General features: G+C 57.9%; 5 protein-coding genes, 1 tRNA gene and 1 pseudogene. 3 read left to right on the top strand and 4 right to left on the bottom strand.

Translation table 11 applies throughout. The features are described from left to right. Nucleotides 1–39: 39 nt before the first annotated feature. Complete coding sequence (locus ACH2EH_RS03200) at nucleotides 40–558, top strand: inorganic diphosphatase (protein WP_395138897.1); 519 nt, start codon at nucleotides 40–42, stop codon at nucleotides 556–558. Nucleotides 559–733: 175 nt separating this feature from the next. Beyond that, nucleotides 734–1,723 carry a bifunctional heptose 7-phosphate kinase/heptose 1-phosphate adenyltransferase gene (locus ACH2EH_RS03195; protein ID WP_395138895.1) on the top strand — a complete coding sequence of 330 codons (990 nt, stop codon included), beginning with the start codon at nucleotides 734–736 and terminating at the stop codon, nucleotides 1,721–1,723. A gap of 8 nt (nucleotides 1,724–1,731) precedes the next feature. On the opposite strand, the gene ACH2EH_RS03190 is transcribed toward ACH2EH_RS03195, so the two are convergent. The 4 genes from ACH2EH_RS03190 to ACH2EH_RS03175 all read right to left on the bottom strand — a co-directional run bounded on the left by ACH2EH_RS03190 (nucleotide 1,732) and on the right by ACH2EH_RS03175 (nucleotide 5,702). Further along, a complete protein-coding gene (locus tag ACH2EH_RS03190; RefSeq protein WP_395138893.1) occupies nucleotides 1,732–2,619 on the bottom strand; it encodes an FkbM family methyltransferase in 888 nt (295 codons plus the stop codon). Between the two features lie 38 nt (nucleotides 2,620–2,657). Next, nucleotides 2,658–3,638, bottom strand: a complete 981-nt coding sequence (locus ACH2EH_RS03185) for an NPCBM/NEW2 domain-containing protein (protein ID WP_395138891.1) — start codon at nucleotides 3,636–3,638, stop codon at nucleotides 2,658–2,660. Between the two features lie 90 nt (nucleotides 3,639–3,728). Continuing rightward, a tRNA-Arg gene (locus ACH2EH_RS03180) sits at nucleotides 3,729–3,802 on the bottom strand. A gap of 94 nt (nucleotides 3,803–3,896) precedes the next feature. Further along, complete coding sequence (locus ACH2EH_RS03175) at nucleotides 3,897–5,702, bottom strand: EAL domain-containing protein (protein ID WP_395138889.1); 1,806 nt, start codon at nucleotides 5,700–5,702, stop codon at nucleotides 3,897–3,899. A 131-nt stretch (nucleotides 5,703–5,833) separates the two neighbouring features. Here ACH2EH_RS03175 and ACH2EH_RS03170 point away from each other — a divergent pair. After that, nucleotides 5,834–6,384 (top strand): annotated as a pseudogene (locus ACH2EH_RS03170) (50S rRNA methyltransferase); the annotation flags it as partial.

Raw genomic sequence — 6,384 nt, 5'->3', positions numbered from 1 at the left:
GTCCATCAGATCATCGGGGCTGTACAATAAGCTAAATCTATGCCTTACCGAACTTTACCCATTGGCGACAATGCGCCCGACGAAGTGCACGCCGTCATCGAGATTCCGCGTGGCTCCTCCAATAAATACGAGTACGACAAAGAGCTAGGGGTCTTTAAACTTGACCGTCCGCTCTACTCGCCGCTGTTCTATCCGTTTGACTACGGGTGGATTGCCGGAACCATGAGTGCCGATGGCGATGCGCTCGATGTTCTTGTGATCGGCTCGCACCCCACTTTTTGTGGCTGTGTGGTGAGCTGCCGCCCGCTCGGGGTCTTGATGATGCGCGACGAAAAAGGTGCTGATGAGAAAATACTCGCCCGCGTCGCCCACGACCCGCGCTTTCACGGTGTCAGTAAGCTTGAAGACGTCCCGGAGCACTACTTGCGCGAGATCGAGCACTTCTTTGATGTCTATAAAACTCTGGAGAAGAAATCGGTTCAGATCGGCGAGTGGATGGATGTCGAGCGTGCCAAAGAGATGATCAATACCTGCCGCCTGATCCACAGCGCGGTGTGATGGTTTCCGCCCCCATGAACGGGGGCGTCTTATTGTCGTCGCAAGCTCCGACACGAAGGCCACTTCGGGCCATACCGAGTAAACTCGGCTATGGGCGGCACGCCCTTTGTGTCCGAAGTATGAGGACAATAAGACGCCCTCGTTCATGGGGGCGATGCATCGAGCGAAGAAATACATGCGTGACGAACTGCTCAAAATTTTAGAAAGTTTCCCAGGAAAGCGCGTGCTTGTTATTGGCGATCTGATGGCCGATGAGCACATCTGGGGCCATGTGAACCGCATCTCCCCCGAGGCGCCTGTGCCGATTGTCGAAGTCGAGCGCGAGACCTTTGTGCCGGGGGGAGCGGCCAACACGGCGGCGCAGCTCGTGGCGTTTGAGGCTGAGGTCTTTGTGGCGGGCGTGGTCGGCGATGATGCGGCGGGAGGGAAGCTGCGGGAGGCGCTGCGGGCGCTTGGGGCGGATACCTCTGCTGTGGTGACGGCCCACGACCGACCGACGACGCGCAAGACGCGGGTGACGGCGGGTTCGTATCAGGGGGCGCAGCAGATCGTGCGTGTGGACCGTGAGCTGCGTGCCTCGCTCACCGCCGAGACCGAGACGGAGCTGGTTCGTGCGTGCGAGGAAATTCTAGAGGCTGGCTGTGATGCACTGCTTTTTTCGGACTACCTCAAGGGCGTCCTGACCGAGACACTCGTGGCGCGCCTCAGTGCGGCGGCACGTGTACGGGGAGTTGTAGTGACGGCCAATCCTAAACCTGCGAGTGTCGCGTTCTACAAGGAGGCAGACCTGATCCAGCTCAACCGAAAAGAAGCAGACGAGGCTAGCCGCACGACACTGTTTGAGTCACTGGACGATACGCTCTTTCACGATGCCGGAGCGCGGCTTCGGGAGGCGCTCGGCGTGCGTAATCTTCTTGTGACGCGCGGCGCACGCGGCCTGACGATATTCGAACCCACGCGCTTTGTGGATGTCGCTGCCGTTCCGGTTGAGGTCTTTGATGGCACGGGCGCGGGGGACTCCACGATTGCTGGGATTACGATGGGGCTAGCGGCGGGGGGAACCATCGAGCAGGCCGTGCGCCTGGGCAATGCATCGGGCGGGGCCGTCGTTCGGCATGTGGGAGTGGTCACCGCATGTCGTGACGAAGTCGCCGCGCTACTGTAAATCTGTCGTTAGGGCTTGCGCTGGAACAGAAAGTTGCCACGGTACGTCGTGGGGTAGGGGGGCGAGAGGTTGCGAGTGCTACCGTTACTGAGAACTTCCCGAACCTGGTAGCCACGGGCGGCCATCAGCTCGATAACGGCTTTACCCGTGGTGCCGTAGTGTTCTAGATGTCGGTCTTCCACTTCGATCAGCACAACGGGAGGGAGTGGGTAGTCTTTCACGGCGTTGAGAATCAGCCCCTCTGCGCCTTCCGCATCCATTTTCATGACCCCCGCCTCGCGCATTCGGGGGAACTCCGTCAGCAGACTTCCCAGACCGCGGGATTTTACTTCCACCTTTTGTTTTTTCAAAGCACTTTTTTGGCACGTGCGCTGAATGTGGCCCATTCCGAGTGAACCAGGATTGAACTCAAAAGTGAGCACGCCGTCGGTGTCGCTCAGGGCGGCTTCGATAATCTGGATGGGCGCAATATCCGCGTTCAGCGCGACATTGGTTTTTAGGAAGGCAAGGGTGTTGGGGTTGGGCTCGATAGAAAATACTTGCCCACTCGTCCCACAGCGCGCCGCCGCCCAGAGGGAATAGAATCCGATATTGGCTCCAATATCAATAAACACCGCGCCTTCCGTGACATAGGGTTCCAGGCACTTTACACAAGCCGTCTCCCAAACACCCGTGTAGTAGAGGTTCCTCTGCATCCCATCGTGTAGGTTCAGAGACATCCGTGTCCCGTTTCGGAGGGTCACGGTGAGAGCAATTGGCGGGGCTTTCAAGCGCTTGCCCGTGCCACCGATTGCCCCATAGAGCTGCTCGGCGGGGCGGGAAGGGAGGTGCATCAATAGAGAACGAAGGCCATTACGGAACGGGTTCGAGTCTGTTGAGAGCGAGGCTAGAGGCATGATGTGAGCTTGCAGTATACCACTTCTCGCCCGACGACTTAGGGAGGGCTAAGCCAGCCCGTGGCATTGCCGACAACCTGACCGTCGTCGGGCCGGGTATCCAAAAGAATCAGATAGAGCCTCTCGTTTTCGATGTAGCCCCCAATCAAGTAAGGGGCGTTGGCGTAGCGCCCCTGTTCGGCAGCGCGGGCTAGCTCACGCAGGGACTTGGGGGAGAAGTTGCGTAATATCTCGCGTAGCTCCGCCGTTTTTTCCGGCTCCAGCGGGACACCCAGTGGCTTGCCGTCCTCGCTGCCAAAGAAGACTTTCGCAATCTGGGGGCGGATTAGTAGGTCATCGGGAGAGACGCGGAACTCATCGCGTATGGGGAGGATGATGAGGGGGAACTTGGTGCCGGGTTTCTCCAGTGCCTGGAGCTGCCGTTTGAGGGAGCGGGCAGCCAGCTGGGCCGCCGTTCGGATGCGCTCATCACGCTCCTTGAGGCGGTCGGTATCCAGCATAGCTCCTGTGCCTGAGATCAGCTTCGCATCGTACCAGATACAGCCTGCGGCACGCTTCACATGACCGCCTGTTGGGCCAGCCGAGAACGTCCCGGTTTGCTTGAAGTCATTGGCATAGCGCACGATTAGGCGCAGAAGGCGAACCCCCTTGATTTCTAGGTCTACCGGTTGTGGACGGGATCGTTTTGCCCCCCCTTCCTCGGTGAGCACCGGGTAGAGCGTGGAGCGAATCGCATCCGAGCGGAAGAGTAGCTTGTTGTCGCCGTAGACCTCGAAATAACAGTAACCCGTTCCCAGTTTTGCCTCGTCATCGTCGCGGCCTACCGTCGCCTGAAAGCGTAGGAACTTGCCCTGGACGGGGATTGTCATCCCGCAAATCTCGCCGGGACCCATGGGATCGTCTTTGACATCCACCGACATCCCGTGCTCGAAGCGCTTGCCATTGACCAGCGCCTTGCGTGGGGAGAAAACTAGGTTGCCATCGTAGCGCACTCCCGGCGCTTTAAATAGGCTCTCCAACCAAACAGTGTTTGAGGGAGGATCCTCTTGATCCACCGCGAAGCGACGACGCGTCATGAGAAACCCTCCAATACGAGAGGAAAGAAGCAGTCCACCCGGCAAGATTCGAACCTGCGACCTTTGGCTTCGGAGGCCAACACTCTAATCCGCTGAGCTACGGGTGGAAAGGAACTGGACTGACAGTATACCGCTGGTTAGTCGGCTCCGCAAACGCCTAAAAGGGCCAGAAGACGGCCTGAAGCCCCAGGAAGATCAGGATCAGGCGGCTTTTTGTTGGGGAGTTGCCTCCGCCGCCAGATAACGGCTTAGCTCGTGGGCAGGCATGGGGCGGGCAAAGAGGTAGCCTTGACCAAAGCTCGCCCCTAGAGCCGTCAAGCGCTTCTGCTGGCTCACTTCCTCAATGCCCTCCGCTGTGACCGACAGCTCCAGGGTTTGGGCCAGTGCGAGAATGGTTCGAATAATCGCCTCATTTTGGGTGACGAGCTTGGGGTCCGCATGACTAAGTGCACTCACAAAGCTCCGGTCTACCTTGAGTGCCTTCACGGGCAAGCGGCTTAGGTAAGACAGGGAGCAGTAACCGGTTCCGAAATCATCCAGGCTTAATCGAACCCCCAGCTCCTCAAGCTCATGCAGGCGGGCGATTCCACTCTCGATATCACTAAGCAGAATACTCTCCGTGAGCTCGAGCGTGAGTGCCGTTGGTGGCAAACCCGTCTCTTGAAGCGTCTGGCGTACCATGGGGACAAAGTCCTCCTCACGGAACTGACGCTCGGAGACATTGACATTGACATGGATGCTCCGGTTTGCGAGTACACCACGCCAGCGCACCGCATCGCAGCAGGCGGCTCGGAGCAGTGCGGCACCCAGTGGGATAATAAGGCCCGTCTCCTCCGCGATGGGGATAAAGCGGCCTGGTGGCAGGTAGGTGCCCTCACTTGTCTGCCAGCGCGCGAGCGCCTCCACGGCCACGACTGCGCCTGTCTTCAGGGAGAGAATCGGCTGGTAGTAGGGCTTGATCTCCCCATCGCGGAGAGCACGCCGGAGCGCTGCCTCCAGCTCAAAGCGCTCGCGTGAGTCCTGATCCATGATGGGATCAAAGAACAGGTAGCCCGCCTTACCCAGCCCTTTTGCATGGTGCATCGCCGTATTCGCGTTACGCAGAAGATCGCTCGTGCTGCCGGGCTCCCCCAGAGCAACTCCGATACTGGCGGAGAGCAGGAGAGGGCGCTCCTGGATTACTAGTGGGGCATTGAGCGCCCGTGTCAGCCGCTCGGCCAGGCTGTTCACGTGCGCGGACGAGGGGACATCTGGGAGAAGAACGGTAAACTCATCGCCACCAAGCCGGGCGATAACCCCCTGCAGGCCAACCTCGCGGCGGAGCCGCTCCGCCGTCGCAATCAGCACCTGGTCGCCCGAGTGGTGCCCAAAGTTATCATTGATGAGTTTGAAGTTGTCTAGATCCACAAAGAAGAGACAAGTATGCCCGTGTGGCTTTGCTAGCAGTTTCTCAATCGTCTCCATAAGCTGGCGACGGTTTGCCAGACCCGTGAGCGGATCGTGCTGGGCCTGGTAGGCAAGCCGTGCTTCGATCTCTTTGCGGTCCGTAATGTCGGTACATACCCCCACCAGATTCCAGCAGCCCGGTACCAGACATTGCACGGTGACATCCTCATTGAGCCAGCGTACGCTGCCATTCTCAAGCTGGATTGTGTATTCCTGGTGGTAACGGGGCACTTCATCGCGTAGTGCTTGAATCGCTTTGATCTCACACTGGTACTGCTCTTCCGGGCAGCGCGCATGAAGGAAAGCTTCCTGGAGAGGCTGCTCTTCCGTAAAGGGAAACGGGAGCCATTCTAGAACCGCATGCGGGGCTATCAGGCGCAAGTTCCAGTGGAGATAGGTATCGAGCTCCTCATTGAAGCTGGGTTGTAAAGGGTTGTGGTTCCTGTCGCAGGGCAGCTCCAAGACAGTTGCCTGCCAGAGAAGGCATCTTGCCTGGGAAACGGCACGCTGTAAAAAAGCGGCGTCCTCTATGGGGGTACTGTTGTAAGTTCGACGGTTCATCTAATAGTTGTACGACTGTGAGGTTGACGGCTCGCCCTTGAGTCCATTATCGTCTTTTTGAGACACTCTCGTTATAGCAATAATGAAATTTGTTTTTCAGCAAAACGAGAGGAGGTGATACACTCGGGATCATGCTTCTCAGTACCCTTAAACGCTATCCCGACCTTAAAAAAGACAACCTTCAGGCATGGGATAGTGCCGACGAGCTGCTCCTCAAGTACCTGGAATCGTGTGAGCTGGCTGATAAACGCGTCCTGATCATCAACGATGCCTTCGGGGCGCTGGCCTGCTCAATCTCGATCCCGATGGGAGAGCTAATGAGCTACACGGACTCGTTTGTGAGCCACAAGGCGATTTTGCGCAATAGTAGTGGCACGCGCCAGGCCCTCTCTGACCTGGAAGCACTTTCGGGTGTCTATGATTTCGTGCTGATCAAGCTCCCGAAAAACCTCTCGTTTCTGGAAGATATTCTTTGCCGCCTCACTGCCCACTTGCGCCCCGGCTCCCGGCTGATCTGCGCCGCCATGGTTAAGCACTTAGCTCCGGCAAGCTTTCCACTGCTTCAGAAGTATATCGGTGAGACCACGACGAGCCTGGCGGAAAAGAAGGCACGCTTAGTTTTTGCGAGCTTTGAGAAAGAGCCGGTGATATCGCCGTATCCCTTGGAAGTGGCAATTGAGGG

Origin of the sequence: Armatimonas sp. (assembly GCF_043760365.1) — a bacterium.
Classification (GTDB): Bacteria; Armatimonadota; Armatimonadia; order Armatimonadales; family Armatimonadaceae; genus Armatimonas.
The sequence above is the reverse complement of the archived record's forward strand: the minus strand, read 5'-3'. Positions and strand labels throughout refer to the sequence as shown.

Excerpts from the sequence above, each read along its gene's own strand:
- ACH2EH_RS03195 (WP_395138895.1), top strand. The coding sequence starts at position 734 with ATGCGTGACGAACTGCTCAAAATTTTAGAAAGTTTCCCAGGAAAGCGC.
- ACH2EH_RS03175 (WP_395138889.1), bottom strand. The coding sequence starts at position 5,702 with ATGAACCGTCGAACTTACAACAGTACCCCCATAGAGGACGCCGCTTTT.
- ACH2EH_RS03190 (WP_395138893.1), bottom strand. The coding sequence starts at position 2,619 with ATGCCTCTAGCCTCGCTCTCAACAGACTCGAACCCGTTCCGTAATGGC.
- ACH2EH_RS03200 (WP_395138897.1), top strand. The coding sequence starts at position 40 with ATGCCTTACCGAACTTTACCCATTGGCGACAATGCGCCCGACGAAGTG.